This window comes from Herbaspirillum sp. LeCh32-8 (genome assembly GCF_017814915.1).
Lineage (GTDB): Bacteria > Pseudomonadota > Gammaproteobacteria > Burkholderiales > Burkholderiaceae_D > Herbaspirillum.
In genome coordinates this window covers 39,191-65,029 of the sequence record NZ_JAGIPZ010000006.1, presented here as the reverse complement: position 1 = coordinate 65,029, position 25,839 = coordinate 39,191, and the positions used below count along the sequence as shown (strand labels likewise).

General features: G+C 66.0%; 23 protein-coding genes. 11 read left to right on the top strand and 12 right to left on the bottom strand.

The window, feature by feature from the left end; all coding sequences use genetic code 11:
- A complete protein-coding gene (locus J8I26_RS12535; protein WP_209607447.1) occupies nucleotides 1-939 on the bottom strand; it encodes an AEC family transporter in 939 nt (312 codons plus the stop codon).
- An 84-nt stretch (nucleotides 940-1,023) separates the two neighbouring features.
- Nucleotides 1,024-1,728 carry a GntR family transcriptional regulator gene (locus J8I26_RS12530; protein ID WP_209607446.1) on the bottom strand — a complete coding sequence of 235 codons (705 nt, stop codon included), beginning with the start codon at nucleotides 1,726-1,728 and terminating at the stop codon, nucleotides 1,024-1,026.
- A 235-nt stretch (nucleotides 1,729-1,963) separates the two neighbouring features.
- Here J8I26_RS12530 and mnmC point away from each other — a divergent pair, with 235 nt between their 5' ends.
- Nucleotides 1,964-3,949 (top strand): FAD-dependent 5-carboxymethylaminomethyl-2-thiouridine(34) oxidoreductase MnmC, encoded by a 1,986-nt coding sequence (gene mnmC, locus J8I26_RS12525; protein WP_209607445.1) that lies wholly within the window; start codon nucleotides 1,964-1,966, stop codon nucleotides 3,947-3,949.
- Between the two features lie 220 nt (nucleotides 3,950-4,169).
- Here the strand turns inward: mnmC and J8I26_RS12520 are convergent, their stop codons facing one another.
- Nucleotides 4,170-4,511 carry a YXWGXW repeat-containing protein gene (locus J8I26_RS12520; protein WP_209607444.1) on the bottom strand — a complete coding sequence of 114 codons (342 nt, stop codon included), beginning with the start codon at nucleotides 4,509-4,511 and terminating at the stop codon, nucleotides 4,170-4,172.
- 346 nt (nucleotides 4,512-4,857) lie between these two features.
- Here J8I26_RS12520 and J8I26_RS12515 point away from each other — a divergent pair, with 346 nt between their 5' ends.
- Nucleotides 4,858-6,087, top strand: coding sequence for a low temperature requirement protein A (locus tag J8I26_RS12515; RefSeq protein WP_209607443.1), 1,230 nt, complete (start codon nucleotides 4,858-4,860; stop codon nucleotides 6,085-6,087).
- Between the two features lie 62 nt (nucleotides 6,088-6,149).
- On the opposite strand, the gene J8I26_RS12510 is transcribed toward J8I26_RS12515, so the two are convergent.
- From J8I26_RS12510 to J8I26_RS12495, 4 genes are all read right to left on the bottom strand, one after another.
- The gene (locus J8I26_RS12510; RefSeq protein WP_209607442.1) at nucleotides 6,150-6,809 is read right to left on the bottom strand and encodes a DUF1120 domain-containing protein; all 660 of its coding nucleotides are present in this window, start codon (nucleotides 6,807-6,809) and stop codon (nucleotides 6,150-6,152) included.
- 109 nt (nucleotides 6,810-6,918) lie between these two features.
- Nucleotides 6,919-7,575, bottom strand: coding sequence for a DUF1120 domain-containing protein (locus J8I26_RS12505; RefSeq protein WP_209607441.1), 657 nt, complete (start codon nucleotides 7,573-7,575; stop codon nucleotides 6,919-6,921).
- A 152-nt stretch (nucleotides 7,576-7,727) separates the two neighbouring features.
- A complete protein-coding gene (locus tag J8I26_RS12500; RefSeq protein ID WP_209607440.1) occupies nucleotides 7,728-8,714 on the bottom strand; it encodes a helix-turn-helix domain-containing GNAT family N-acetyltransferase in 987 nt (328 codons plus the stop codon).
- A 241-nt stretch (nucleotides 8,715-8,955) separates the two neighbouring features.
- Nucleotides 8,956-9,612 carry a DUF1120 domain-containing protein gene (locus J8I26_RS12495; RefSeq protein ID WP_209607439.1) on the bottom strand — a complete coding sequence of 219 codons (657 nt, stop codon included), beginning with the start codon at nucleotides 9,610-9,612 and terminating at the stop codon, nucleotides 8,956-8,958.
- Between the two features lie 340 nt (nucleotides 9,613-9,952).
- On the opposite strand from J8I26_RS12495, the gene J8I26_RS12490 reads away from it, so the two are divergent.
- Nucleotides 9,953-11,569 carry an NAD(P)/FAD-dependent oxidoreductase gene (locus tag J8I26_RS12490; RefSeq protein ID WP_209607438.1) on the top strand — a complete coding sequence of 539 codons (1,617 nt, stop codon included), beginning with the start codon at nucleotides 9,953-9,955 and terminating at the stop codon, nucleotides 11,567-11,569.
- Nucleotides 11,570-11,741: 172 nt separating this feature from the next.
- Here J8I26_RS12490 and phaP read toward each other — a convergent pair whose 3' ends face one another.
- The 5 genes from phaP to J8I26_RS12465 form a co-directional block, all read right to left on the bottom strand.
- Entirely contained in the window at nucleotides 11,742-12,311 is a 570-nt protein-coding gene (gene phaP / locus J8I26_RS12485; protein WP_209607437.1) for a TIGR01841 family phasin, read from the bottom strand.
- A gap of 226 nt (nucleotides 12,312-12,537) precedes the next feature.
- Nucleotides 12,538-13,812 carry a patatin-like phospholipase family protein gene (locus J8I26_RS12480; protein ID WP_209607436.1) on the bottom strand — a complete coding sequence of 425 codons (1,275 nt, stop codon included), beginning with the start codon at nucleotides 13,810-13,812 and terminating at the stop codon, nucleotides 12,538-12,540.
- 83 nt (nucleotides 13,813-13,895) lie between these two features.
- Nucleotides 13,896-14,105 carry a DUF3717 domain-containing protein gene (locus J8I26_RS12475; protein WP_209607637.1) on the bottom strand — a complete coding sequence of 70 codons (210 nt, stop codon included), beginning with the start codon at nucleotides 14,103-14,105 and terminating at the stop codon, nucleotides 13,896-13,898.
- Nucleotides 14,106-14,237: 132 nt separating this feature from the next.
- Entirely contained in the window at nucleotides 14,238-14,387 is a 150-nt protein-coding gene (locus J8I26_RS12470; protein ID WP_209607653.1) for a hypothetical protein, read from the bottom strand.
- Between the two features lie 4 nt (nucleotides 14,388-14,391).
- Nucleotides 14,392-15,603 carry an MFS transporter gene (locus J8I26_RS12465; RefSeq protein WP_209607435.1) on the bottom strand — a complete coding sequence of 404 codons (1,212 nt, stop codon included), beginning with the start codon at nucleotides 15,601-15,603 and terminating at the stop codon, nucleotides 14,392-14,394.
- Between the two features lie 378 nt (nucleotides 15,604-15,981).
- On the opposite strand from J8I26_RS12465, the gene J8I26_RS12460 reads away from it, so the two are divergent.
- The 8 genes from J8I26_RS12460 to J8I26_RS12425 all read left to right on the top strand — a co-directional run bounded on the left by J8I26_RS12460 (nucleotide 15,982) and on the right by J8I26_RS12425 (nucleotide 25,828).
- The gene (locus tag J8I26_RS12460; RefSeq protein ID WP_209607434.1) at nucleotides 15,982-17,226 is read left to right on the top strand and encodes an SfnB family sulfur acquisition oxidoreductase; all 1,245 of its coding nucleotides are present in this window, start codon (nucleotides 15,982-15,984) and stop codon (nucleotides 17,224-17,226) included.
- A 37-nt stretch (nucleotides 17,227-17,263) separates the two neighbouring features.
- Complete coding sequence (locus J8I26_RS12455; RefSeq protein WP_209607433.1) at nucleotides 17,264-18,532, top strand: SfnB family sulfur acquisition oxidoreductase; 1,269 nt, start codon at nucleotides 17,264-17,266, stop codon at nucleotides 18,530-18,532.
- 110 nt (nucleotides 18,533-18,642) lie between these two features.
- Nucleotides 18,643-20,277 carry an ABC transporter substrate-binding protein gene (locus J8I26_RS12450; protein ID WP_209607432.1) on the top strand — a complete coding sequence of 545 codons (1,635 nt, stop codon included), beginning with the start codon at nucleotides 18,643-18,645 and terminating at the stop codon, nucleotides 20,275-20,277.
- A gap of 26 nt (nucleotides 20,278-20,303) precedes the next feature.
- Complete coding sequence (locus J8I26_RS12445; RefSeq protein ID WP_209607431.1) at nucleotides 20,304-21,932, top strand: ABC transporter substrate-binding protein; 1,629 nt, start codon at nucleotides 20,304-20,306, stop codon at nucleotides 21,930-21,932.
- A 13-nt stretch (nucleotides 21,933-21,945) separates the two neighbouring features.
- Entirely contained in the window at nucleotides 21,946-22,986 is a 1,041-nt protein-coding gene (locus J8I26_RS12440; protein ID WP_280868803.1) for an ABC transporter permease, read from the top strand.
- Between the two features lie 10 nt (nucleotides 22,987-22,996).
- Complete coding sequence (locus J8I26_RS12435; protein ID WP_209607430.1) at nucleotides 22,997-23,881, top strand: ABC transporter permease; 885 nt, start codon at nucleotides 22,997-22,999, stop codon at nucleotides 23,879-23,881.
- Between the two features lie 9 nt (nucleotides 23,882-23,890).
- On the top strand, nucleotides 23,891-24,433 hold the full coding sequence (locus J8I26_RS12430) for a carboxymuconolactone decarboxylase family protein (protein ID WP_209607429.1): 543 nt from the start codon (nucleotides 23,891-23,893) through the stop codon (nucleotides 24,431-24,433).
- 12 nt (nucleotides 24,434-24,445) lie between these two features.
- Nucleotides 24,446-25,828 carry an LLM class flavin-dependent oxidoreductase gene (locus J8I26_RS12425; protein WP_209607428.1) on the top strand — a complete coding sequence of 461 codons (1,383 nt, stop codon included), beginning with the start codon at nucleotides 24,446-24,448 and terminating at the stop codon, nucleotides 25,826-25,828.
- The last annotated feature ends 11 nt before the right edge of the window (nucleotides 25,829-25,839 follow it).

Below are 25,839 nucleotides of genomic sequence, written 5' to 3'. Positions count from 1 at the left end.
TCAGTGGTGCGCGATCCACGCCAGGATCAGCGCAATGGTCGGCAGCGACAAGGTGGTCGAGATCAGGATCGCGCGCGACATGCCGGCCACCTCGCGCTGGTACAGCTCGGCCAGCATGAAGGGGCCGGTGCCGATCGGCATGGCCGCCAGCAGCACCGCGCTGTCGGCCCACATGCGCGGCAGCGGGAACACCCAGTAAGCCAGCACCGCGGTGACGGCCGGCTGCAGCAGCAGCTTGAAGGCCACCAGCAGCGACACCGGCGCGCTGTCTTCGCTGTGCTTGACCGGCTGCGCCAGGAACAGTCCCAGCGACACCAGCGCGCAGGGGCTGGCGGCGCCGCCCAGAATCTTGAACAGCTGCTGCACGCCGGACGGGATGTGCAGGCCCGTCAACGCCACCGCGATGCCGGCCACCGGCGCGATCATGATGGGGTTGCGCAGCAGTGAGCGGCCCACCTTCGAGATCGTCTGGCCCAGGCCGGCCTGGGCGTGGATGCAGGTCTCCAGCAGCACGATGGCCACCGCGAACAGCAAACAGGCCGTCATCACCATCGCGATCACCGACGGCGGCAGGCCGTCATGGCCGAAGGCCAGGTAGCACAGCGGAATGCCGATGAAGCCGACGTTGGCGTAGGAGGTGCCCAGGCTGTCGATGATCACGTCCGGCGCCGCCGCCTTCTGGCGCATGCGGATCCAGCTGGTGAGCAGGAACACGATCGCCACGCCGGCGGCGAACACGCCGATGAAGCGCACGTTGGCGAAGTCGGCCGGCGTCAAGCGCGACATCGAGTCGAACAGCAGCGCCGGCAGGCCCAGCCAGATCACGAAGCGGTTCAGCTCGCTGGCCGCGCCGGCCGAGAGGATGCTGCGTTTGCGGCAGATCCAGCCGAGGAAGATCAGCGAGAAGATCGGGAAGACGATATTGAAGATGGCGAGCATGGCGGCGCGCAGCCATGCTGCGCCCTGGGTGTGTGACGGAAAGGGAAGCACGCCGGCAGGCCGGCGCAAGAAGGTCTTGCGAAGTCAGGCCTGCTTTCTCTTGTCGGCGTAGTCCTCGCCGGTCAGCACCCGCGCCAGGTGTTCGGCAGCGCTTTCGGCGTGCTGGCGAGCCAGCTTGTCGGCCACGGCGGCTTTGCCGTCGATGACGGCTTGCAGGATCGCCTCGTGCTCGTCCCACACCGCGATGTGCGAGCGCACGTCGGAAGACAGGATCGCGCCCATGGCGCGGCGGATGTGGTGCCAGTGCAAGGCGGTGGTCTCGCCCACCATGGGGTTGCCGCAGCTGCGGTAGATGAACTGGTGGAAGTTCATGTCGGCCACGATGCGCGCCGACAGGTCGGTCATGTCGGTGGTGTTGCGGCCGGCCTCGATCAAGGCGCGTCCCTCGCGCACGCCTTCGGCGCGCAGGTCGGCGTCGCCCTTCCAGCGCTCGGCGGTCTCGCGCGCGGCCAGGCCGTCCAGCACCGAGCGCACCTGGTAGAGCTGCATCAGCTTGCGCGGATCCAGCGCCGTCACCATCACGCCCTTGCGCCCGGCATCCTCGATGAAGCCCTGGCGCTTGAGCAGCTGGAAGGCCTGCAGGATGGGCTGGCGCGACACGCCCAGCTGCTCGGCCAGGCCTTCCTGGGTGATCTTTTCATTGGGGGCCAGCGTGCCCGAGCAGATCGCATCCAAGATGGCGTGATAGACCTGCTCGATCAGCTGCGCCGGGGCATCGATTTTGTACATGGCACTGCCGTCGAAAAAGAGATGAGGGCCTCTGGGGCCGGGCAAGGAAAACGATATCGCAAAGACGCCCGCATGGCAGCATGTTCCCCGGATGTCGTTTTTCGTGTTCTGTATGCAGATTATTGCTGCAGCGCAGCTTTGTCAAGCCGCAAGGTTGGCCAGCGAGGCCGGGCGTAGAATGGCGGCCTTCGTTTCCGCTTTGTTTGTTCCCGCTTTCCATCCTTGATTGCAGCCAATGCCCGCTCGTCCCATCCGTCCCGCCTCCGAAGAATTGCTTGCCGCCTGGCGCGCCGATCCGGCCGCGGGCGACGCCGCCTTCATGGAGGCGCTGCTGGCCACGCCTGCCGCCGGCTTGCAGGCCTGCCTGGCCGAGCAGGAGAGCGCAACGATCCTGGACCTGCACTTCGGCGCCGGCCTGGCCTTCCTGCAGACCTGGCGCCGGTTTGCCAGGCAAGCCGGGCAGGGCGGCGCGCGCCGCTTGCACTATGCGGCGATCCAGCCGCATCCCTGCACCGTGGAACAGTTGGCGCAGGCGCACGGCGACTGGCCCGGATTGGAAGAGTATGCCGCCCAGTTGCGCGCCGTCTGGCCACTGCTGCTGCCGGGCACGCACCGCTTGTTGCTGGATCACGGTCGCGTCACGCTGACGCTGGTGTTCGGCGGCGCCGATGAGGAGCTGGCGCGGCTTGAGGTGCCGGCCGATCTGTTCTACCTGCACGGCCGCCGGCAGGATTTCGACGCATCCGCCACCGACTGGAACGCGCATGCCTGCAAGCGCCTGGCGCGCCTGGCGTGGACCGGCGCGCGCGCGCTGGTCTATCAGGGCGCGGACAGCGCCGCCGCCATGCGCCAGGTCGGGTTTGCCGGCGAGAGGGTGGTGGATGCGCCGGCGTTGAACGATGTACTGGCACTGCGCTATGCCCCCGCCTGGGGACGTCCGCCGTCACACGTAGCCGCGGCCGATACGCCGCTGTTGCGCCGTCCGCCGCATGCGCGCCATGCGCTGGTGATCGGCGCCGGCCTGGCCGGCACCGCTGCCGCCGAGCGCCTGGCCGCACGCGGCTGGCGCATCGATCTGATCGACGCCGGTAGCGATGTCGCCACCCACGCCTCGGGCAACCACGGCGGCTTGTTCATGCCGGCGCTGGCGCGCGACGACAGCCCGCTGGCGCGCCTGACGCGCGCCGCCTTCCTGTTCGCTGCGCGCCACCTGCAACGGCTGGGCGGCGTCGGCACGCACGAGGGGACGGCGATTATCGGCGAGGCCTGCGGCATCCTGCAGTTCGGGCGTGACGCCAAGCAGGCGCTGTCGTTCGAGCAAGGCGCGGCGCAGTGGAATTATCCCGCCCGCTACGCGCGCTGGATGAGCGCGCAGGACACTCAGGCGCTGCTGGGCATGCCGACCATGGGCGGCGGCTATTTCTTTCCCGAGGCCGGCTGGCTCAATCCGCCCTCGGTGTGCCGACGCCTGCTGGCGGCGGCGCGCGAACAGAGCGAGGTCGTCACGCACTTCCAGCGCACGGTCGCCGCGCTGCGTCGCATCGGTGAGGACTGGCAGGCCCTGGACGCGCAGGGCGCGGTGATCGCGCAGGCGCCGGTGGTCATCCTCGCCGCCGGCGCCCAGGCGCGCAGTTTGGCGCAGAGCGCGCCGCTGCCGCTGAACGCCGTGCGCGGCCAGGTCACGCACCTGCCGGCGCAGGGCTTTCCCGAGGTGCCGGTGGCCCTGTGCGGCGACGGTTACCTGACCCGGCCCTATGCCGGCCGCATCTGCATGGGCGCCAGCTACGACCGCGACGACGACACCGCGCTGCGTAGCGCCAGCCATGCAGAGAACCTCGAACGGCTGCAGCACATGCTGCCGGAGATCGGCGCGCACTACGCGATGCCTGAGGCCGCCGATGCCGATCTGCAAGGTCGCGTGGGCTTTCGCTGCATCGCCCCCGATCGCCTGCCGCTGGTGGGCGCATTGCCCGACATGGAAGCGGCGGCAGCCGCGACGCCGATGCGGCTGGAAGGCGTGGCGCGCCAACCCGGCCTGTACGGCCTGCTGGGCTACGCGTCACGCGGCCTGATCTGGGCGCCGCTGATGGCCGAACTGCTGGCCGCTACGCTGGAGCGTGAGCCGGCGCCGCTGCCGCGCGACTTGCTGGCCGTCATCGATCCGGGGCGTTTTGCGGTCAAGGGGGCTGCCGGCCAGGTTTCCTCGGACGACGACGGTTAAACGACACTGGGTCCCGGCCTGCGCCGGGACGACACGCAGAAGATAATCGACACCTCTTGAGGTTCGAGCAACTCACTACCTGTCGTCCCCGCGCAGGCGGGGACCCAGCGTCGTTCGCAGCGCATCACGGGCGGTGTCGAAGCGCCCTGAACGTCATCGATGAACTGGGCCATGTCCACGCCGCACCAACGCGAGGCAGACGACTCAAGCGTCATCTCATTCAACGCATCCAATGCCCCGGCACGAAGTGCCAGCCGCCGCGCGGGCCTTGCTGCCAATGCGCCGGTTCATAGCGCGCATAGCCGCGGCGTACCTGTTCCCAATGGCCGCCGACCCAGACGTGGCGATGGCCGTCCCAGGCCCAGTAGCCGGGCGCCCAGGCGTAACCGCGACGCGGCGGCGGGGCTGCTTCGTAGCGCGGAGCGGGAGGCGGCGTGCCGATGCGCACATTGACCGAGCCGACCACCTGGGCCTGGGCCGCAGGCGCGGCGGCCAGGGTGGCGCCGACGGCGGTCAGCGCGGTCAGCAAAGCGAAGGAGAGACGGGTTGTTGTGGTTTTCATGATGGCTCCTGCTGGTCGATATTCATGGATGAATTGCTGCGGTTCAATGCCGGGATCAAGCCCCTGTTTCGCATGACCATGAAATCACTCTAGAAGCCGGCCGAAACTTGCGCTGTAATTTTGTGTTTCCAGTTGTGTCGCTTTTTCCCGTCGCCGCGCCCGCCGCCGGCGTTGCCGATTTGCCGCATCCTGCGACAAAAATCCGGCAAACACGGGCCGCCGATATTGTTCGCACGCCGCCGCGCGTGCGAGGATATTCGTCAGGCAGCAACCTCATCCACAGTCTTTCGTAACAAGCTCCGGCGTACTGTTACTTGGCGCCGGGCGCTTTTGCCGGAATCGCGCCATGAACAACGCCAGCCAACGCCCCTCCGCCCACGCTCATCATCACCGGACCGCTTCGCTGCTGCGCGTACGCGACGGCCATGAAGCGCGCGTCTCCTTCGTCGAGCTGTTCTTCGACCTGATCTACGTCTTCGCCGTTACCCAGCTTTCGCACAATTTGCTGGAGAAGCTGACGCCCGAGGGCGCGCTCCAGACCCTGGTGCTGTGGTTCGCGGTCTGGCTGGCGTGGCAATACACCGCCTGGGTCACCAACTGGTTCGATCCGGAAGCGTTGCCGATCCGCACCATGCTGTTTGGCATCATGCTGGTCGGGCTGGTGATGGCGGCGGCGTTGCCGCAGGCCTTCGGCGAGCGCGGCCTGGTGTTCGCCGTCACCTATGCCGCCATCCAGGTCGGCCGCACCGCCATCGTGCTGGCCAGCCTGGCGCGCGGCCACGCGCTGGCGCCCAACTTCCGCCGCATGCTGGGCTGGCTGTCGATCTCGGCGGTGCTGTGGCTCGCCGGCGGCCTGTTGCCGCAGTACCGGCTGGGTTTGTGGATCGCTGCGGTGGCGTGCGAATACGTCTCGCCGATGACCGGCTTCTGGCTGCCCGGTCTGGGCCGCTCGCGCACCGACGACTGGACCATCGAAGGCGGCCATCTGGCCGAGCGCTGCCAGCTGTTCGTGATCGTCGCGCTGGGCGAGACCCTGCTGATGACCGGCGCCACGCTGGCGCACGCGCACGACTGGGAGACCCCGGTGCTGATCGCCTTCGTGGTCACCTTCCTCGGTGCGGTGGCGATGTGGTGGATGTACTTCGACACCAGCAGCAAGGACGGCAGCGAAGCCATCGTCGAGTCCGACGACCCTGGCCGCATCGGCGCCTGGTTCCACTATGTGCATGTGGTCATCGTGGCCGGCGTGATCCTATCGGCGGTGGGCAATGAACTGGTGATCGCCCATCCCGACCAGCGCATCGACGCGCTGCACGCGGCCGTGCTGATCCTGGGCCCGGCGCTCTACGTGCTGGGCAACGGCGTCTACAAGCAGATCGTCTACCGCCGCTTTCCGCTTTCGCACGTGGCCGGCCTGGTGTTGCTGGCCGCGCTGGCGCCGCTGTCCTTCCTGACCGACCTGCTGATGGTCAGCGGCTTGTCGACCGCCGTGCTGGTGCTGGTGGCCGGCTGGGAAGCCTGCTCGCGCCGCGCCGTGCACATCGCCTATCTGGACGAGCACGCCGCCGATTTCTGATGGCGGCGCGGAAGAAAAAAGCCCGGCGCGATGCCGGGCTTTTTCATGTCGCCGCATGGTGATTACAGGTACATCACCTCGATCGTGCCGCTGCCGTCGATCTTCACATCCGACGACAGCGGCAGGTTGTCCGACTTGTCGATCACCGGCGTCAGCGACAGCACGCCGCTGACGGTTTTCACCGCGACGGGGATTTTTGTCCCGGTCGCGCCCCAGGTCAGCCAGGCGTCCGTGTGGAAGTGACCCTTGACGCCCTTCTTCCACGTCTTGCCCTGGTCGGGCGAATTGAGCGTGTCGACGGCGACGCCGTCGGCGGTGAACGAGCCTTGCTTCAGCGCCACCGCATAGGCGCCGATGTTCTTGCCGTCGACGTTGCCCGATCCCATCATCGTGCTCTCGGACGTGTTGGCGTCGAGGACGCTGGCCAGGCCGCTCACCTTGGTGGCGGCGCGATTGTCGGTGAACCGCAGCGCGACCTTGACCGCCGCCTCGCAGGAGAACGAAAACGGCACTTCCTTGGGCGCAAGCTGGGTCGGCTCTTTCTTTTTCAGCAAGGCGGTCGGGATGTTGCCGTAGTCCAGCGTGCCGCCGCCGGCAATGGTTGGCGCACAGGCAGCCGGCTTGATGACGCCGCTGACTTTCAATTCGGTGGTGGCGGCGGCGAACGAAGTGCCGGTAACCAGCGCCGTGGCAAGCGTACCCAGGGTGATGACTTGTTTCACGAATTTCCTCTATCTGAGATTGACGGGATAGACATCGCCGTTCGGTGGCCCGGCTTGGCTTGATGGTCCGGTGCGCTGCCGGACTTTTTATACTTCCGCTTGAGCCGGATTACAGGTACACCACCTCGATCGTGCCGCTGCCGTCGAGCGGCACGTCCGAGATCAGAACCAGGTTATCGGTCTTGTCGATCACGGCAGTCACGGACAAGGTACCGCTGACGGTTTTCACTGAGACGGGAGTCGTGGTGCCAGTTTTACCCCAACTCAGCCAGCGATCCGTGTAAAAGGTGCCGAGGTCGCCCTTGTACCAAGAAGCGCCTTGATCCGGGCTATTGAGCGTGTCAACAACGGCACCATCAGCAGTAAAGGAACCTTGCTTCAGGGTAACCTGATATGCGCCGATATTCTTGCCGCTGGCGGCGCCCAATCCCATCATGGTGGTTTCGAAGATAGCGCCAACCGGGCCGCCAAGACCGGTCACCTTGGTCGAGGCCTTGTTGTCGGTGAACTTCAGCGCGATTTTGGTGGATGCGTCGCAGGAAAACGAAAACGGCACTTCCTTGGTAGCGAGCTTGGTCGGACTAGTCTTGTTCAGCGAGGTCACCGGGATGGTGCCGTAGTCCACGGTGCCGCCGCCGGCAATCGTCGCCGCGCACGCAGGCGGCTTGATCACACCGGTGACCTTCAGTTCGGTGGTGCTGGCGGCGATAGCAGCGCCGGAGATCAGGCTTGCAGCAAGTGCGGTAAAGGCGATGACGTTTTTCATGATATTTCCTCCCAAAATGTTGAACTGGATTCATGTGCATCGCGCTGTTTGCTTGCCTGGTTTGCTTGATGCAGTGACCTCAGTATGTCGTTCCGCGCATCTCAATTAAATGAGAAAAGTCTCAAAATAATTCCGTCATTCGGTCGAGGCCCTTACCCGGGCCGGCGCGCCGCCCGCACGAAGCGTTGCTCCACCACCCGGCTGCCCCATTGTTCGCCGGGGGCTTCCTCGGCCAGTGCGAAGCCGGCTGACTCATACAGGTGACGCGCCGCATGCAGGCCCTGGAAGGTCCACAGGTAGGTTTCAAAGCCGTGCGCATCGACGAAATCCATGGCCTTTTGCAGCAACACGCGCCCCACGCCCGTGCCGCGCAGGCTGTCGTCGACGATGAACCAGCGCAGGTGGGCCACGCCGGCGGCAACGTCGCCATCGATGGCAATGGACGCCAGCGCGCGATCCTGCTCCATGCAGAGCCAGATTTCCTTGCCCGGCGCCGGCAGGGTCTGGACAAACGCCCCCAGGCCGCCGGCCACCTTGTCCTCGAAATACGCGCCGAAGCCCGCCGTTGCCGCGTAGTAGCGTGCGTGCAGCCCGGCGATGTCACCGATGCAGCCGGGCCGGTAGCCCTGGACGAAGGCATCGGCGCCGCCGGCGGCCACGGCGGGGCGGGGCGTCATATTGGGGTTGTCGCGCGACAAGGCATCCGCGTACAGCGCCAGCGAGCGCACCAGGCCTTGCTGGTCTTCCGGAACGATGCGCGTCAGCGCGGCCGAGACCTGGTCGCTGGCGAACTTGTCGATCTTCTTGCGCAGCGCCTGGCCGGCGTCGGTCAGGTGCAGACCCCAGCCGCGCGCGTCGCCCTCCACCGCGGCGCGCCGCAACAGGCCCAGCGCCTCCAGCTTGGCCGCCTGTCGGCTGGTGTTGGACTTGTCCAGGCACAGGATCTCGCCCAGGTCGCGCGCCTGGATGCCCGGCGCCTGGCCGATCTCGATGATGGCGTGCACCGCCGACGGCGCCAGCTCGCTGCCGGCCAGGGTGCTGCGCATGAAACCCAGTTCACGCACCAGCTTGCGAGAGAGTTCGCGCAGCTGGCGGATGGTTTGCTCGCGCGGAGGGGAGGTGAGGTCGGCGTAGTCCATCAGGGTTCCTGGTTGGTTGTGGAGTGCAACTAATCTACCTTGATATGATTGCGATGCGCAACTTGTTTCGCTGATGTGTCTGGTGGAGACATCGTTGCCGGGCCATGGCCCGTCGCACCGGCTCTGCCGGAAACCTTCATGCCGATTGCGGCCTGTCCGGGCAGGCCTGCACTTTGATCTGTCCACGCAGGCAAGAAAAAGCCCGGCGATAAACCGGGCTCTGCATGAGGCGACGGGGTGATTACAGATAGACCACTTCGATCGTGCCGCTGCCGTCCAGCGGCACGTCCGAGGTCAGAACCAGGTTGTTGGGTTTGTCGATGATCGCGGTCACCGCCAGGGTGCCGCTGACGGTTTTCGCGGCCACAGGAGTGGTGGTGCCGGTGGTGCCCCAGCTCAGCCAAGCGCTTGAAGCAAAAACGCTGCGGGTGCCTTTGCTCCATGTCGCACCTTGATTCAATGTAAAGAGCGTGTCGACAGAGGCGCCATCAGCAGTGAATGAGCCTTGCTTCAAGGCTACCGAATAGGCGCCGATCTTCTTGCCGCTGGCTGCGCCCAATCCCATCATGGCGGTTTCGTCGGTGAAGCCCAGAGAAGGGCTAAGGCCGGTCACCTTGGAGGAGGCACGGTTGTCAGTGAACTTCAGTGCAACCTTGGCCGATGCGTCGCAAGAGACCGAAAACGGCACTTCCTTGGTATCAAGCTTGGTCACCGAGGTCTTGTTCAGGGAAGCGACCGCGATAGTGCCGTAATCCACAGTCCCGCCGCCGGCAATGGTCGCGGCGCAGGCGGGCGGCTTGATGACGCCGGTGACTTTCAGTTCGGTGGTGCTGGCGGCGACAGCGGCGCCGGAGATCAGGCTTGCAGCCAGAGCGGTGAAGGCGATGACGTTTTTCATGATGTTCTCTCCCAGAGTGTTGAATGATTCATGTGCATCGCGCCGTGTGCTTGCCTGGTTTGCTTGATGCAGTGACGTCAGTTTGTCTATTTCTCACTGAAGTTCATATGAGATAAATCTCAAAAATAATCGAGTTTCACCGTTGCCACATTGCCTCAACGCGGCCCCCGGCACCGCCCGCAACGCTGGGCCGGCCGGCCCGGCTGGAGTAAAATGGCGGCTTTCGCGCAGCCCGTCGGGTTTTTCCGTCCGCCAGCGCCCCGTCCCTTGTGCAGGCATGCGCAGCAGGAGGGTGGCATGTCCGGGCCGCGCCCGTACCTGCTTACGAAAGTCCCCGCACATGCTGCGCATCAACGAACTTTTCCTTCCGCTGGATCACACGGAAGACGACCTCAACGCCGCCATCCTGGAACGCCTGGGCATCAGCGCCGATGAGCTGATCTCGTTCACCCTGTTCCGCCGCAGCTACGATGCGCGCAAGAAAAGCGGCATCATCCTCACCTACACCATCGACGTCGAGCTGAAAGATGAGGCCCGCGTACTGGAACGCAACAAGAAGAAAACCAACGTCGGCCCCACGCCCGACACCGGCTACCACATGGTCGGCCGCGCGCCGGCCAACCTGAAACAGCGGCCGGTGGTGATCGGGTTCGGCCCCTGCGGCCTGTTTGCCGCGCTGCTGCTGGCGGAGATGGGCTTCAACCCGATCATCCTGGAGCGCGGCAAGACCGTGCGCGAGCGTACCAAGGACACCTGGGGCCTGTGGCGCCAGCGTGAGCTCAAGCCCGAGTCCAACGTGCAGTTCGGCGAAGGCGGCGCCGGCACCTTCTCAGACGGCAAGCTCTACAGCCAGGTGAAGGATCCCAAGCATTACGGCCGCAAGGTGCTGACCGAATTCGTCGCCGCCGACGCCCCTCCGGAAATCATGTACGTCAGCAAGCCGCACATCGGCACCTTCCGCCTGGTCAAGATGATCCAGCTGATGCGCGACAAGATCGAACAGTTGGGCGGCGAGTTCCGCTTCGAGCAGCGCGTCGAGGATGTGCTGATCGAGGACGGCAAGATCCGCGGCCTGACCCTGGCCGGCGGCGAACAGATCGAGGCCGACCACGTGGTGCTGGCCATCGGCCACAGCGCGCGCGATACCTTCGAGATGCTGTACGAGCGCGGCGTCTACATCGAGGCCAAGCCGTTCTCGATCGGCTTTCGCGCCGAACACCCGCAGTCGCTGATCGACAAGTGCCGCTTCGGCCCCAGCGCCGGTCACCCGATCCTGGGCGCGGCCGATTACAAGCTGGTGCATCACGCCTCCAACGGCCGTTCGGTCTACAGCTTCTGCATGTGCCCGGGCGGCACCGTGGTGGCGGCCACTTCCGAGCCCGGCCGCGTGGTCACCAACGGCATGAGCCAGTACTCGCGCAACGAGCGCAATGCCAACAGCGGCATCGTGGTGGGCATCTCGCCGGCCGACTATCCCGGCCATCCGCTGGCCGGCATCGCCTTCCAGCGCGAGTGGGAAAGCCGCGCCTATGAGCTGGGCGGTCACAACTACGACGCCCCGGCGCAGCTGGTGGGCGACTTCATCGCCAACCGTCCGTCGAGCGCGCAGGGCAGCGTGGAGCCGTCCTACAAGCCGGGCGTGAAGTGGGGCGACCTGAACCCGTCGCTGCCCAAGTACGCCATCGACGCCATCCGCGAGGCCCTGCCGGCCTTCGACAAGCAGATCCGCGGCTATTCCATGCACGACGCCGTGCTGACCGGCATCGAGACCCGCACCTCCTCGCCGATCCGCATCAAGCGCGACGACCAGACGCTGCAGAGCCTGAACACCAAAGGCCTGTACCCGGCCGGCGAAGGCGCGGGCTATGCCGGCGGCATCATGTCGGCCGCCATCGACGGCATCCGCGTGGCCGAGGCGCTGGCGCTGGACATCATCGCCGAGGCTGGTCGCGGCTGAGGCAATGCCGACAGCGGCACGCCTCGCCTCGATACTGCATCGATGGCTCCTTCAGCGCCGAGTGAGCGAGTCAGCGAGTCAATGCATCAATGAATCAATGAACAAAGCAAAAGGCCGCCCCGGTTTCCCGGAGCGGCCTTTTTCGTTTGCCTTGCTCTGACTGCGCTGCGAATTACTTCTTGGCGCGGGTCGATGCGGTGGCCTTTTCAGCGGCGGCGGTGAACTGCTTGGTCGCGTTGGCCAGGTTGGCTTCCAGGGTCTCGACGGCTTGCTTGGAGTTCTTCGACAGTTGCTCGTAGGCGGCGTTGGCGTTGGACAGCGTGGCCTTCAGCAGCGACACGGCCTGCTCCGAACCCGGGGGCGCGTTCTTGCTGATTTCGTCGATCAGGGCCGACAGCTTGCGGCTGGTGTCGGCGATCTGGGCTTCAGCGGCCTTGGTGAACTCGGCCTGGGTCGAGGACACGATGCCGGCCAAGTGGCGACCGTAGGCGGTGGCCTTGTCGGCGCCCGGCTGGGCTTGCGCTGCGGCCAGGGCCAGCAGTTCCTGCGGATCCTTGGCGGAGGCCAGCTGCTTGGCGGCCAGGGCGGCTTCTTCCAGCGAGGCCTTGGTGGCCGACAGGTTCAGCTCGACGATCTTTTCCACGCCTTCGAAGGCCTTGGCGGTCAGGTTGTTGATCAGGTCCAGCTGCGCTTGCAGGTTGGATTTGGTGGCGGCGGAAAACTGGTCTTGGTACGAGAACATCGCTATCTCCTAGAGAACATTTCAAGTGTAAAAAGCAGCCGGATCAATCGGCTTTCCAGAGCGGCTTTCCACAAAAATCGACCAATCAACACGATTTGTGCGCCGCAACAATTCCTATTTTATGCCCTTATTTGGTGAGGTCAAGTAAATTTTGTGCGCCGCACAAAATTATTTTCAATGGCGTAGAAAATATACGACGCCGCATCCAGCGCGGCTTTGCGCCCGATCAAGACGAACGTTCGGTCGCTTTGGACGTTTGCGTATAGGTTTCGCCGGTCGGCAGCTCATGCACCACGATGCCCGCGTCCGAATCCTCGAACGGGCAGCCGTGGCTGACCTCGATGCCGCGCAAGCCGTCCTGGTAACCCTGCTCCCAGCGCCACTGCACCGAACCCCGGGCGAAGTTGGCATCCTTGGAGGCCATGTTCCAGTCGCGCCCGGCGTAGGCCAGGCGAACGATGTGGATGGTGGTGTCAGCGCCCAGCTCGGTCATCATCTTGCGGTCGGCGGCGTTCAGCATGGCCGGCGGCAGGCGCTTGTAGAGCGCGTGGGCGGCGCGGCGCAGCTGGTATTGCTTGAGATAGGCGTCGATGTGGCGCTGCGAGCGCGAGGCGAAGGTGACGTCCTTCTCGCGCGTCTGAACCTCCTCCAGCGTGCGCGGCTCGGGGCCGTCGGCGTGCCACAGGTCGACCATCATGCACAGGGTGTTCAGGCGCGGTTCGTCGCCCAGCACTGCCTCCAGCGGCGTGTTGGAGTACAGGCCGCCGTCCCAGTACAGCTCGCCGTCGATGCGCACCGGGGCAAAGCCGGGCGGCAGCGCGCCGCTGGCCATCACGTGCTCGGCGCCGATGGGGCGGGTGTTGGAGTCGAACTTGACCAGCGTGCCGCAGGTGACCTTGACCGCCGACACCGTCATGCGGATGCCGGAGCCGCCGTTGAGGTAGTCGAAGTCGACCAGGCGCCCCAGCGTGGCCTGCAGCTCGGCGGTGCTGTAGAAGCTGGCTTCCTCGGGCGGCACCGGCAGGCCCATGGCGAAGGGATTGAACGGGCGCGGGCGGAAGAAGCCGGGGGCGCCGCGCACGAAGGTATCGAGCGTGGTCATGCGGGTGGCCAGGGGGCGCAGGTTGTCCGGCACCTGGCGCAGGTCGAACAGGTCGGGATGGGCCACCGTGTCCCAGAACTCGCGCAAGCGCGCGATGCGGGTCTCGCGCGGGTTGCCGGCGATCAACGCGGCGTTGATCGCGCCGATCGAGGTGCCGACCACCCAGTCAGGCGTCAGGCCGTTTTCATGCAGCGCCTGGTAGACCCCGGCCTGGTAGGCGCCCAAGGCGCCGCCGCCTTGCAGCACCAGCGCCACCCGCGGCTTGCCGGGCTCGCTGTGGCGGCGGCCGGCGTCCAGGGGGCGGGCGGGTTTGGCCGACCGGCTTGTCTTGGCCGGCTCGGCCGCTGCAGCCGTCTTGCGGCGAGCGGCGGGAGGCGTTTGCTCCGGGTCCTTGCGCATCTTCCTTCCTTTCATGGTGGCCCTGAAGAGATCGGGGCCGGGCCAAAACGTTCAGCAAGAGCTTGTCGCCGGAGCGTCCCGGCTCAGCCGCGGCCGGGCCAAGACTCGACCAGCTGGCGCGCCTGGGTATCCAGATGCTCCAGCGCCAGCTCGTGCCGGCGCTCGTAAATCATCATCGCGTACAGCCCGGCCAGCACGTTCACCTCGGGTGACAGCGAGCACTCCTCGCCGGTGGCCGGGCGCTGCTGGCGCCAGTAATTGATGATTTCTTCGAGTTGCGTGAGGGACAGCATGGGCATGACAGCGAAAGCGAGGCCGGAAGGCCGTAGGATAAAACCGAGAGGATAGCCCGAAAACGCGAAAAAAACCTCCGCACTGCGACACAAGGCCCTTGCGGCATCACATCAGGCGCGCCGGCCGCCCGCTCAAAAACACAGGTAGATCCGGTTCGCCAGATCGACGATGAAGCCCGGCTGCAGGTAGGCCCAGAAGATGCCCGTGAGCATGGCCGCGCCCACCGCCGCCAGCACAGCGCGGCGCCGACGGCCGCGGGCAGGTGAGGGCGCCGTGCGCATGGCCTCAGCGCGCCGCCAGCGGGCGCGCAATGGCTTGCTCGCGCACCGGCAGGTTGATCAGGGTGGCGAAGATGCCCAGTCCCAGCGTGATGGCCCACACCGTGTCGTAGCTGCCCTGGCGGGTGAACAGCCAGCCGCCCAGCCACACGCCCAGGAAGCTGCCCACCTGGTGCGAGAAGAACACGAAGCCCGACAGCATCGACAAGTGCTTCACGCCGAAGATGCCGGCCACGATGCCGTTGGTGAGCGGCACGGTAGACAGCCACAGCAGGCCCATGGCCGCCGCGAACAGGTACACCGACAACGGCGACAGCGGCGCCGCCAGGAACAGCGCGATGGCCACGCTGCGCAGCGAATAGATGCCCGCCAGCAGGTAACGCTTGGGCAACAGGCCGCCCAGCTTGCCGGCGTAATAAGAGCCGAAGATGTTGAACAGGCCGATCAGCGCCAGCGCGATCACCGCGACGTTGGGATCCATGATGCCCTTGTCCTTCAGGTAAGACGGCAAGTGCGCGCCGATGAACACCACCTGGAAGCCGCACACGAAATAGCCCGCCACCAGCAGCTGGAACGGCCGGTAGGCAAAGGCCTCGCGGATCGCCTCGCCGATGCTCTGCCCGTGGGCGGCAGCTTCGCGCGCCGGCTCCTTCAGGCGCAGCGCCATGGGCAGCATCATCACCAGCACCAGCGCCGCCAGCCAGAAGAAGGCCTGTTGCCAGCCGGCTACCGAGATCAGCTGTTGCTCCACCGGCATCATCATGAATTGGCCGAAAGAACCCGCCGCCGAAGAAATGCCGAAGGCCCACGAGCGCTTCTCCGGGGGCGCGCTGCGGCCGACGATGCCGCTTACCGCGCCGAAGGCGGTGCAGGCCAGCGCCGCGCCGATCAGGATGCCCGAGCCCAGCACGAACGCCAGCGGCTGGTGCACCAGCGCCATCCACAACAGGCCGGCCGCGTACAGGAAGGCGCCCAGGAAGATCACGCGCGCCGTGCCGAAGCGGTCGCAAGCCATGCCGGCGAACGGGCCGATGGCGCCCCACATCAGGTTCTGCATGGCAATGGCCAGCGAGAAGGTCTCGCGCGTCCAGCCGTGTGCCTGCGAGATCGGCTGCAGCCAGAAGCCCAGGCCGTGTCGTACGCCCATGGCCAGCGTCAGCACGACGCCGCTGGCGATCAGCACGGTCTTGAAGTCAGGAGTGCGGTCGGTGTGGAACATGTGTCTCTTCCCGGAAAGTCTTGTCGTTATGGAGCGCCGGTCAGCCCAGGCGCTGTCGCTTATGCGTTTTTGTTCTATTGTCCGGCGAGTTTACTGCAAAGCCGGCGCACGTACCGGCGGCCGTGCGGATCGGGCTGCGTCGGGGTGACGGAGAACGGAGCCGCCGGATCGGATCTCCCCACGTACGCTGCCGCTGTCGCGCGGCCACCCTCGGCCGCATAAGCTTGCGCGAAAAACGCAGCATGAGAAATCCAAGCAAGCACATGCGCAATGCTTCGTTCTGAAATGCGCCTCGCTTTGCTCTAATGATCCTCCTCCCCCGGCGTTCGCCCCACCATGGGCGCGGGCGCCGTTCATTTCAGGAAGGATCATCGTTTCATGTCCGCGGTCATCGACGCCCAGCGCACTCCCGTGCGCCGCATTTCTCCACGTTCCGCCCAGCGCATCGCCAGTGACGAACAGGCGCTGCAGGTCGCGCACGCGCTCGCGCAGGAATTTACCCAGGGCGCCGCCGAACGCGACCGTGAGCGTCGCCTGCCGTTCGAGGAGATCGAGCGTTTTTCGCACAGCGGCCTGTGGGCCATCTCGGTGCCGCGCGCCTACGGCGGCATCGGCGCCTCGTGGAATACCGTGGCCGAGGTGTTCAAGATCATCTCGGCCGCCGACCCATCCATCGGCCAGATTCCGCAGAACCATTTTGGCAACCTCAACGTCATCGCCAATGCCGGCAGCGAAGCGCAAAAGCGTTTCTTCTTCGAGGAGGCCCTGAGCGGCGCACGCTTCGGCAACGCCGGTCCCGAGCGCAACAGCAAGAACGTGCTCGACGTGCGCACGCGCGCCTTGCTCGACCGCGAAGCCGGCGACGGCAGCTACCTGCTCACCGGCACGCGTTTCTATTCCACCGGCGCGATCTACGCGCACTGGATCCCCACCCGCGCCGTCGACGATGACGGCCAGCCGCTGTTTATCTACAACCGCCACGACGCCGCGGGTTTGCGCGTCGTCGACGACTGGTCCAGCTTCGGCCAGCGCACCACCGCCAGCGGCAGCGTGGTGTTCGACGGGGTGCACGTGCCGGCGGCCCAGGTGCTGCACGTGAAGGACTTCCTGCGCCAGGCCAACAATATCGGCCCGGTGTCGCAGCTGATCCAGGCCGCCATCGACGCCGGCATCGCCCGCGCCGCCGTGCGCGACACCATCGAGTTCGTCACCACCCGCGCGCGCCCCTATGCCGACAGCGGCCTGGAGCGCGCCAGCGACGACCCCTACATCCTGCGCGACGTCGGCAATCTCAAGCTGCGCCTGCACGCCGCCGACGCCTTGCTGGAGCGCGCCGCCGGCGTGCTCGACGCGCTGCCCGAGAAGATCACGTTCGAGCAGATGGCCGAAGCCTCGGTGGCCGTGGCCGAAGCCAAGGTGCTGTCCACCGAGCTGTCGCTGCTGGCCTCCGAAAAACTGTTCGAGCTCTCCGGTTCGGCCTCCACCTTGGCCGTGCACAACCTCGACCGCCACTGGCGCAACGCACGCGTGCACACGCTGCACGACCCGGTGCGCTGGAAGTACTACGCCGTCGGCAACTACGCGCTGAACGGCACGCCGCCGCCGCGCCATTCGTGGAGCTGAGCGCTTCCCTCATTCATCGCATGTCAGATCGGACACCATGACCCAGACCGCAGCCGCCACAGCATCCCCCGGCGCCACCGCGCTCGACTCCTTGCCGCCTTCCAGCGCATCCGCGCCGCGCATCGTCGCCCGTATCCGCGACGACGCCGAAGCCATCGCCGTGGCGCGCAAGCTGGCCGAAGATTTCGAGAAAGAATCCGCGTTGCGCGACCGCGAGCGCAAGCTCCCCTGGGACGAGCTGGAGCGCTACGTGCGCTCGGGTCTGTGGGGCATCACCGTACCCAGGCAATACGGCGGCGCCGGCGTCTCCTACGGCACGCTGGCCGAGGTGATCGCCACCATCTCGTCGGCCGACGGCTCCATCGGGCAGATTCCGCAAAACCATTTCTACGCGGTCGAGCTGATCCTGGTGAACGGCAACGAATCACAGAAACGCTTTTTCTTCGAGCGCGTGCTGCAGGGCGACCGCTTCGGCAACGCGCTGGCCGAGCTGGGCACCAAGACATCGCACGATCGCAAGACCAGCCTGGCGCGCGACCCCAACGGCCCCGGCTACCGCATCAACGGTCGCAAGTTCTACGCCACCGGCGCGCTCTACGCCGACTGGGTGCCGACCTCGGTGATCGACGAGCACGGTGTGCAGCAGCTGGCTATCGTGCCGCGCCACGCGCCGGGGCTGACCATTATCGACGACTGGTCCGGCTTCGGCCAACGCACCACCGGCAGCGGCAGCGCCGTGTTCGAGAATGTGCACGTGCCGGCGGATGCCGTGATCGGCTTCGCCTCCGCCTTCTCGCGTCCGACCCAGATCGGCCCGATGGCGCAGATCCAGCACGCCGCCATCGACCTGGGCATCGCGCGCGCCGCCTATCGCGACCTGATCGCGTTCGTGAAGACCCGCTCGCGCCCCTGGGTCGACAGCGGCGTCGAACGCGCCGGTGACGATCCCTTGACCATCCGCGAAGTGGGCGACCTGACCATCCAGCTGCACGCCGCCGAAGCGCTGGTGCAGCGCGCCGGTCGCAAGGTCGACGCGGCGGCGGCTGACCTGAATGAAGATAGCGTGGCCGAGGCCTCGATCGCGGTGGCCGAGGCGCGCGTGCTGACCACCGAGGTGTCGCTGGCGGCCGGCAGCAAGCTGTTCGAGCTGGCCGGTTCACAGTCCACGCTGGCCGAGCACAACCTCGACCGCCACTGGCGCAACGCCCGTACCCACACGCTGCACGACCCGGTGCGCTGGAAGTACCACGCCATCGGCAACTTCTACCTGAACGGCAAGAAGCCGCCGCGCCACGGCGCGCTGTAACGCGCTCACATCACTGAGCAATACCCGGCCACCATCGCCTCGGCCACGCTGCGCCTCGCCAAGAGAGGCAGCGTGGAGGCGTGCATCGATCCCAAGGAAAACAAGAAGACATGCCTGCTCATACCGTCCGCATTGCTCATGTCACGCATGCCGCTCGTACCAGGATCCTGCTGGCTGCTTTCACGCTGGTTTCGGGCGCCGCGCAGCTCGCGCATGCCGCGTCCGCAGCACCGGCCGCGCCGAAGTCTGGCGGCACGCTGCTGGCCATCGTCCAGCCCGAACCGGTGACGCTGACCGGCGCGGTCAACACCGCCCAGCCGACCTCGCTGATTTCCACCAATGTCTACGATGGCTTGCTCAGCTATGACAGCGCCCTGAAGCCGCACGGCGAACTGGCCGAGCGCTGGGAGGTGTCCAAGGACGGCCTGGCGATCACCTTCCATTTGCGCCGTGGCGTCAAATGGCATGACGGCAAGCCGTTCACCTCGGCCGACGTCAAGTGGTCGGTGGAGAACGTGTGGAAGACCCTGCACCCGCGCAACAAGGCCATTCTGGTCAACCTGACGCAGGTCGACACGCCGGACGAGCTGACCGCCGTGTTCCGCTTCACCAAGCCTTCGCTGGCGCTGCTGTCCACCGTCAATTCCTGGGGCGCGCCGGTGCTGCCCAAGCACATCTATGAAGGCGCCGACATCCTCAACAATCCGAACAACAACAAGCCGATCGGCACCGGCGCCTTCGTCTTCAAGGAATGGAGCCGCGGCAGCCACATCACGCTGGAACGTAATCCGGAGTATTGGGACAAGGGCAAGCCCTACCTCGACAAGATCATCTTCAAGGTGGTGCCGGACGCCGGGGCCCGCGCCGCGCAGCTGGAGAACGGTGAAGGCCAGTACGCCGTGTTCAGCCCGGTGCCGCCCAAGGAAGCGCAGCGCCTGGCCGCCTCCGGCAAGGCCAAGGTGGAGACCGCCGGTTACCAGTGGTCCTCGCCGGTGATGTACCTGGACTTCAACCTCGACAACAAATACCTGAAGGATGCGCGCGTGCGCCGCGCCATCGCCTACGCCACCAACCTCGACGGCCTGAACAAGGTGGTCTGGTACGGCTACGGCAAGCCGGCGGTGTCCATCGTGCCCAGCACGCTCACGCAGTTCTTCGACGGCGGCGTGCCGCGCTACGGCTATGACACCAGGAAGGCCGAGGCGCTGCTGGACGAGGCCGGCTTCAAGCGTGGCGCCGACGGCGTGCGCTTCACGCTCAGCAATGACTACCTGCCGTACGGCGACGACTACCGCCGCACCGCCGAATACCTGAAGCAATCGTGGAAGCGCATCGGCATCGAGCTCAACATCCGCAGCCAGGACACCGCCGCCTTCACCAAGCGCGTCTACGGCGACCGCGATTTCGATACCTCGATCTCCTACAACGCCTCCTTCCCCGATCCGCAGATCGGTTTGACGCGCATGTACTGGTCCGGCTGGATCGGCAAGAACGTGCCCTGGACCAACGCTTCCGGCTACAACAACAAGGAAGTCGACGAGATCATCGAGCAGGCCCAGGGTGCCGCCACCCAGGCTGAACGCGTGACGCTGTTCAAGCGCTTCCAGCAGATCACCCAGACCGACCTGCCCACGCTGCCGCTGCTGGAGCTGCACTTCTTCACCGTTCATTCGCCGCGCCTGCACGGCATTGACGTGCGCGGCGACCAGTCGCAAGGCTCGCTGAAGAACGCCTGGCTGGAATGAGCAACCACCACAACAAAGGGGAAACCATGTTCAAGCACATCAAGTCGCGCGCGTTGCTGGCCGCCGGCGCCTTCATCCTGAGCGCGGCGGCGACGCTGGCGCACGCCGCCACACCGGGCGGCACGCTGACCGCCATCCTGCAGCCCGAGCCGGTGATCCTCACCTCGGCACTCAACACCGCGTCGCCGACCGGTTTTTTCAGCGCCAACGTGTTCGACGGCCTGGTGGAGTACGACAACGACTTCAAGCTGCGCCCGGCGCTGGCCGAACGCTGGGAAGTCTCCAAGGACAGCAAGACGCTGACCTTCCACCTGCGCCATGGTGTGAAGTGGCACGACGGCAAGCCGTTCACCTCGGCCGACGTGAAGTGGACGCTGGAGAACGTGTGGAAGAAGATTCACCCGCGCAACCAGATCCTGCTCGGCAAGGTGACCTCCACCGACACCCCGGATGATTACACCGTGGTGATCCACTTCAGCGAGCCCTCGCTGGCGGTGCTGAGTTCGCTCAACAGCAACGGTGCGCAAGTGCTGCCCAAGCACCTCTACGAGGGCACCGACATCCTCAACAACCCGTACAACAACAAGCCGGTCGGCACCGGCCCGTTCGTGTTCAAGGAATGGAGTCGCGGCAACTACATCACGCTGGAACGCAATCCGGACTATTGGGACAAGGGCAAGCCTTACCTCGACAAGATCGTCTTCAAGATCATCCCGGACGCAGGCGCCCGCGCTGCCGCGCTGGAAAAGGGAGAAGTGCAGTACGCACCGTTCTCGCCGGTGCCGTTGAAGGACGCAGAGCGCCTGGCCAAGCTGCCCACGCTGAAGCTGGAGACGCGCGGCTACGACTGGATTTCGCCCTGGCTGCTGGTCGACATCAACCTCGACAAGCCGTACTTCAAAGATGTGCGTGTGCGCCAGGCGCTGGCCTACGCGATCGACCGCAATGCCTTCAACAAGGTGGTGTGGTACGGCTTCGGCAAGCCCGCCACCAGCCCGGTGGTGTCGACGCTAAAACAGTTCTACACCGCCGATACGCCGCAATACGGCTTCGATCCGAAGAAGGCTGAAGCGCTGCTGGATGAAGCCGGTCTCAAGCGCGGCGCTGACGGCACGCGCCTGCGCATCAACCTCGACTACCTGCCGTATGGCGACGACTTCAAGCGCAGCGGAGAATTCATCCGCAATTCCTTGAAGCGTGTGGGCATCGAGGTCAGCGTGCGTGCGCAAGACACCCCGACCTTCACCAAGCGAGTGTACGGCGACCGCGACTTCGATCTGTCGGTGATCTGGCTGGCCGGTTTTGCCGATCCGCTGGTGGGGGTGACGCGAGCCTACTGGAGCGACTCGGTCGGCAAGAACATCCCGTGGACCAACGGCGCCGGCTACCGGAATGCCGAGGCCGACAAGCTGATCGAGCAGGCCCAGGGCGCCCCGGTGCAAGCCGATCGCGTTGCGCTGTTCAAGAAATTCCAGCAGCGCGTGCAAACCGATCTGCCGTCGCTGCCGCTGCTGGAGCTGCATTTCTTCACCTTGCATGCCTCCAACCTGAAAGACACCGTGGCCGGCGTTGACCAGATCTATAGCTCCCTGAAGAACGCCTGGTTCGACAACGGCGCCAAGGTAGCTGCCAACAACGGCGCCGCACCGCGCTGAGAGAGGTTAGGTCATGAGCGCGCCCTATCTCGCCCCGGCTGACGCCGCGCTGCCTGCACCTGCTGCACCATCGGCCGGCGTGGCGCTGCTGCGCGCCACGCTGCGCCGCCTGCTGCAGCTGGTGGCGGTGATGCTGGGCGTGGCCGTGATCAACTTCTTCCTGCTGCGCCTGGCACCCGGCGACGCGGCGCAGGTGCTGGCCGGCGAAGCCGGCGCGGCCACGCCGGAATACATGGCCGCGTTGCGCGCGCAGTTCGGGCTGGACCAACCGCTGATCGTGCAGTTCGGCAAGTACCTGCTGCACCTGGCGCAGTTTGACCTCGGCTATTCCTTCCGCCAGGGTATGCCAGTGGCGCAACTGATCGCGCAGCGCGTGCCCGCCACGCTGCTGCTGATGGGCGGGGCCATCGTGTTCGCTGCGGTGGCCGGCGTGGTGCTTGGAACGCTTGCCGCCTACCGCGCCGGCAAGCTGGCCGACGCGCTGATCTCGGCGCTGGCCTTGCTGTTCTTCGCCACGCCGCTGTTCTGGATCGGCCTGATGCTGGTGGTGGTGTTCTCGGTCTGGCTGGACTGGTTGCCGGTGGGCGGCATGTTCACCGTCGAGGCCGGCTACACCGGCCTGGCCTACGTGCTGGATGTGGCGCGCCACCTGGTGCTGCCGGCCGTCACGCTGGGCCTGTTCTACATGGCGGTGTACACGCGCCTGATGCGCGCGGCCATGATCGAGGTGCGACGTCAGGACTTCGTGCGCACCGCCGTGGCCAAGGGCGCGCGCGCGCCGCGCGTACTGTTCGCGCACGTGCTGCGCAACGCTTTGCTGCCGCTGGTGACCATGCTGGGCGTGCAGGCCAGCTCGGTGGTCGGCGGCGCGGTGCTGGTGGAGACCGTGTTCTCCTGGCCCGGCCTCGGGCGGCTGGCCTTCGAGGCCTTGTTCCAGCGCGATTTCAACCTGCTGCTCGGCATCCTGCTGTGCAGCTCGGCGGTGGTGGTCCTGGTCAACTGGATCGTCGACGCTGTCTACGTGCGGCTCGATCCGCGCATCCGGCTGCGATGAGGAGGAGAGCATGAGCACCGTGCTGAACGATATTTCCACCGCCGTCCTGCCCGAACCCGCCAAGGCGCCCGGCTGGTTCGGCCGCCTGCTGCGCTCGCCCTCGGCGCTCACCGGCGGCGTGTTGCTGCTGGTGGTGGCGACAATGGCCGCCTCGGCCGGCTGGCTGTTCCCGGGCGACCCGCTGGACATGGTGGCCGAGCCTTTCCTGCGTCCCTTCGCCGATGCCCAACATCTGCTGGGCAGCGACATGCTGGGGCGCGACATCCTGGCCGGCATCTTCCACGGTGCGCGCGCCTCGCTGCTGATCGCGCTGGTGTCGACCGCGGTGGCCTTGCTATTGGGGGTATCCGGCGGCTTGCTGGCAGGCTACTACGGCGGCCGCGCGGATGCGGCGCTCATGCGCGTGACCGAGTTCTTCCAGACCATTCCGTCCTTCCTGTTCGCGCTGGCCATCGTCGCTGTCGCGCAGCCCTCGCTCACCACCATCGCGCTGGCCATCGGCGTCACCGCCTGGCCCAGCCTGGCGCGACTGGTACGCGCCGAGGTACTCAAGCTGCGTCACGGCGAGATGGTGCAGGCCAGCGTGGCGCTGGGCGCATCCGATGCGCGCATCATCCTGCGCGACATCCTGCCCAACGCCGCCACGCCGATCCTGGTGTCGACCTCGCTGATGGTGGCCACCGCCATCCTGACCGAATCCAGCCTGGCCTTCCTCGGCCTGGGCGACCCCAACGCCGCCAGTTGGGGAAACATGGTCGGCGCCGGCCGCGAAGTGCTGCGCACCGACTGGTTCATCACCACCATTCCCGGCATCGCCATCGTCATCACGGTGCTGGCCCTCAATCTTTTAGGCGACGGGCTGGCTGACGTGCTCGACCCGCGCGACAGAAAATAGGAGAAAACCATGGCACGCGTATCCACGCTCTTGTCCGGGCAACTGCAGCCGGGCCCGGCCCGCGCCATCTTCGAGAAGGTGGAGAACGAATACGGTCACTTCGGCAACATGCTGGGTGTACTGGCGCACAAACCGGCCTCGATCGAGCACATCTACGGCCTGCTGCTGGGCTTCGCCGGCGAAGGCAACATCTCGAAGCTGCACCTGGAGATCGTGCTGGTTACCGCCTCCAGGGCCAATGAATGCAGCTACTGCGTCTCGCACCACGCACCCAAGCTGCGCGCCGAGCACGTGCCGGCCGAGACGGTGGAGCGCATCCTCGACGCCGATGTGCCCGGCCTGGGCCCGGTGGAAAAACTGGTGCGCGACTACGCCCTGGCCGTTACCCGCCAGCGCGTGGGCGACAGCCTGGTGGAGCGCCTGCGTGAACACTTCAACGAATCGCAGATCGTCGAGCTGACCTTGCGCGCCGCGCTGTGCGCCTTTTTCGCGCGCTTCAACGAGGCGCTGGACGTGCAGCTGGAGCCGCAATACACGGCGCAGGCCGCTTAAGCGGAGGACCTCATGAGCAAGAAGCAGATCCGCCTCAACGCGTTCAACATGAACTGCGTCAACCACATCAACCACGGCCTGTGGACGCATCCGCGCGACCGCTCGCAGGACTACACCGACATCGGTTACTGGACGCATCTGGCCAAGCTGCTGGAGCGCGGCAAGTTCGACGGCCTGTTCCTGGCCGACATCGTCGGCGTCTACGATGTCTACCAAGGCTCAAGCGACATCACGCTGCGCGAGTCGATCCAGCTGCCGGTCAACGATCCGCTGCTGCTGATCTCCGCCATGGCGGCCGTCACGGAGCACCTGGGCTTCGGCATCACCGCCAACCTGACCTATGAAGCGCCGTTCCTGTTTGCACGCCGCATGTCGACGCTGGACCATCTCACCAAAGGTCGCGTCGGCTGGAACATCGTCACCGGCTACCTCGACAGCGCCGCGCGCGCCATGGGCCTGACCGAGCAGTTGGAGCACGACCTGCGTTATGACCGTGCGGATGAATTCATGGAAGTCGTCTACAAGTTGTGGGAAGGCAGCTGGGAAGACGGCGCCGTGGTGCGCGACCGCGCCAACCGCGTCTATGCCGATCCGGCCAGGGTGCACAAGATCAGGCACAGCGGCGACTACTACCGCGTGGAAGGCATCCACCTGTCCGAACCCTCGCGCCAGCGCACGCCGGTGCTGTACCAGGCCGGCTCGTCAGGCCGCGGCCAGGCCTTTGGCGCGCGCCATGCCGAGTGCGTGTTCATCTCCAGCCAGACGCGCGAGGCCGCGAAGAAACTGGTGCAGGGCATCCGCGAAGGCGCCGCGCGTGAAGGGCGCAATCCGGAGGACGTCAAGATCTTCATGGGCCTGACCGCCGTCACCGGCCGCACCGAGCAGGAAGCGCGCGAGCGCTACCGTGAATACGCCGGCTATGCCAGTCCGGAAGCCGGCCTGGCGCATTTCTCGGCCGGCACCGGCATCGATTTTTCGCAGTACGAGCTGGACGAGCCGATCCGCGCGGCCAAGACCAACTCCATCGAATCGCTGGTCAAGACCGTCACGAATCCGGAGTTGAACTGGACCAAGCGCAAGCTCTTGCAGCAGCTCGAACTGGGCGGCCGCTACGCTACCGTGGTCGGTTCCGGCGAACAGGTCGCCGCCGAGCTGGAAGCCTGGGTGGAAGACACCGGCATCGACGGCTTCAACCTGACCCGCACGGTGACGCCGGAGAGCTTCGAAGACTTTGTCGACCAGGTGATCCCAGTGCTGCAGGAGCGCGGCGTCTACAAGCGCGATTACGCCCAGGGCACGCTGCGCGAAAAACTGTTCGGTGAAGGCGCGACGCTGCCGCAACGCCACGTCGGTGCCGGCTATCGTGCCGGGCAGCGAGCCGACGTCGCCGCCTGATCCACCGTCAC

Excerpts from the sequence above, each read along its gene's own strand:
- J8I26_RS12535 (WP_209607447.1), bottom strand. The coding sequence starts at position 939 with ATGCTCGCCATCTTCAATATCGTCTTCCCGATCTTCTCGCTGATCTTC.
- J8I26_RS12530 (WP_209607446.1), bottom strand. The coding sequence starts at position 1,728 with ATGTACAAAATCGATGCCCCGGCGCAGCTGATCGAGCAGGTCTATCAC.
- mnmC (WP_209607445.1), top strand. The coding sequence starts at position 1,964 with ATGCCCGCTCGTCCCATCCGTCCCGCCTCCGAAGAATTGCTTGCCGCC.
- J8I26_RS12520 (WP_209607444.1), bottom strand. The coding sequence starts at position 4,511 with ATGAAAACCACAACAACCCGTCTCTCCTTCGCTTTGCTGACCGCGCTG.
- J8I26_RS12515 (WP_209607443.1), top strand. The coding sequence starts at position 4,858 with ATGAACAACGCCAGCCAACGCCCCTCCGCCCACGCTCATCATCACCGG.
- J8I26_RS12505 (WP_209607441.1), bottom strand. The coding sequence starts at position 7,575 with ATGAAAAACGTCATCGCCTTTACCGCACTTGCTGCAAGCCTGATCTCC.
- J8I26_RS12500 (WP_209607440.1), bottom strand. The coding sequence starts at position 8,714 with ATGGACTACGCCGACCTCACCTCCCCTCCGCGCGAGCAAACCATCCGC.
- J8I26_RS12495 (WP_209607439.1), bottom strand. The coding sequence starts at position 9,612 with ATGAAAAACGTCATCGCCTTCACCGCTCTGGCTGCAAGCCTGATCTCC.
- J8I26_RS12490 (WP_209607438.1), top strand. The coding sequence starts at position 9,953 with ATGCTGCGCATCAACGAACTTTTCCTTCCGCTGGATCACACGGAAGAC.
- phaP (WP_209607437.1), bottom strand. The coding sequence starts at position 12,311 with ATGTTCTCGTACCAAGACCAGTTTTCCGCCGCCACCAAATCCAACCTG.
- J8I26_RS12480 (WP_209607436.1), bottom strand. The coding sequence starts at position 13,812 with ATGCGCAAGGACCCGGAGCAAACGCCTCCCGCCGCTCGCCGCAAGACG.
- J8I26_RS12475 (WP_209607637.1), bottom strand. The coding sequence starts at position 14,105 with ATGCTGTCCCTCACGCAACTCGAAGAAATCATCAATTACTGGCGCCAG.
- J8I26_RS12470 (WP_209607653.1), bottom strand. The coding sequence starts at position 14,387 with ATGCGCACGGCGCCCTCACCTGCCCGCGGCCGTCGGCGCCGCGCTGTG.
- J8I26_RS12465 (WP_209607435.1), bottom strand. The coding sequence starts at position 15,603 with ATGTTCCACACCGACCGCACTCCTGACTTCAAGACCGTGCTGATCGCC.
- J8I26_RS12460 (WP_209607434.1), top strand. The coding sequence starts at position 15,982 with ATGTCCGCGGTCATCGACGCCCAGCGCACTCCCGTGCGCCGCATTTCT.
- J8I26_RS12455 (WP_209607433.1), top strand. The coding sequence starts at position 17,264 with ATGACCCAGACCGCAGCCGCCACAGCATCCCCCGGCGCCACCGCGCTC.
- J8I26_RS12450 (WP_209607432.1), top strand. The coding sequence starts at position 18,643 with ATGCCTGCTCATACCGTCCGCATTGCTCATGTCACGCATGCCGCTCGT.
- J8I26_RS12445 (WP_209607431.1), top strand. The coding sequence starts at position 20,304 with ATGTTCAAGCACATCAAGTCGCGCGCGTTGCTGGCCGCCGGCGCCTTC.
- J8I26_RS12440 (WP_280868803.1), top strand. The coding sequence starts at position 21,946 with ATGAGCGCGCCCTATCTCGCCCCGGCTGACGCCGCGCTGCCTGCACCT.
- J8I26_RS12435 (WP_209607430.1), top strand. The coding sequence starts at position 22,997 with ATGAGCACCGTGCTGAACGATATTTCCACCGCCGTCCTGCCCGAACCC.
- J8I26_RS12430 (WP_209607429.1), top strand. The coding sequence starts at position 23,891 with ATGGCACGCGTATCCACGCTCTTGTCCGGGCAACTGCAGCCGGGCCCG.
- J8I26_RS12425 (WP_209607428.1), top strand. The coding sequence starts at position 24,446 with ATGAGCAAGAAGCAGATCCGCCTCAACGCGTTCAACATGAACTGCGTC.